The sequence below is a fragment of the Pseudomonas sp. 2822-17 genome (assembly GCF_002742485.1).
Lineage (GTDB): Bacteria > Pseudomonadota > Gammaproteobacteria > Pseudomonadales > Pseudomonadaceae > Aquipseudomonas > Aquipseudomonas cyclaminis.
On record NZ_LJRZ01000820.1, the window covers coordinates 1 to 260 of the forward strand.

The following is a 260-nucleotide window of genomic DNA, read 5'->3' on the forward strand; positions in this document are numbered from 1 at the left end:
CTATTTTGAAATAGGCGGGAAACGAAGAACAGAAGGTTTGTATCTTTCCGATGTAGATGGTCGTAATAGAACTAAAATTGCTACTCCTTATAAAAAAGAATTTAAAGGAATAAATATCATAGGAAGTTGGATTTATTATTATGATTTACATGGGCTGTATCGAACGCATATAAAAACCCACACAACCGAAAAAATAGATTAAAAATTCAGGGACCTGGTCCCCGACAGTTCTGTGAACATTCATAGAATTGTACGGGACC

Annotated in this window: 1 protein-coding gene; it reads left to right on the forward strand. The window is 35.0% G+C overall.

Annotated elements, in window-relative coordinates:
* The coding region (locus AOA60_RS32865) for a hypothetical protein (RefSeq protein ID WP_158235076.1) at positions 1-202 on the forward strand (202 nt) is incomplete at its 5' end.
* Between the last annotated feature and the right edge of the window lie 58 nt (positions 203-260).